The 241-nt window shown below is 60.6% G+C and carries 1 protein-coding gene; it reads right to left on the bottom strand.

Annotated features, from left to right (window positions below):
* Positions 1–220, bottom strand: a 220-nt coding sequence (locus tag ACLJNW_RS28050) for a 3,4-dihydroxy-2-butanone-4-phosphate synthase (RefSeq protein ID WP_410961887.1), incomplete at its 3' end; no start/stop codon positions are given.
* Positions 221–241 lie beyond the last annotated feature (21 nt).

Below are 241 nucleotides of genomic sequence, written 5' to 3'. Positions count from 1 at the left end.
CCATCAGCGGCAGGCCGAGGCGCTCGCAACGCTCGCGGGTCATCGGCATGCAGACCAGGCCGCGGGCATGCTTGACCATGAAGTTGATGTCTTCGGTGCGGACGCATTCGGCGGCCATGATCAGGTCGCCTTCGTTCTCGCGGTCCTCGTCATCCATCAGGATGACCATCTTGCCTTGGCGGATGTCTTCGATCAGTTCGTCGATCGTGTTGAGTGCCATGGGCACCCCCTTATGCAATTC

The sequence above is a fragment of the Salmonella sp. SAL4457 genome (genome assembly GCF_046548235.1).
GTDB classification, from domain to species: domain Bacteria; phylum Pseudomonadota; class Gammaproteobacteria; order Enterobacterales; family Enterobacteriaceae; genus Salmonella; species Salmonella enterica.
Note: the sequence above shows the minus strand (reverse complement) of the source record. Positions and strands in the feature narration are given on the sequence as shown.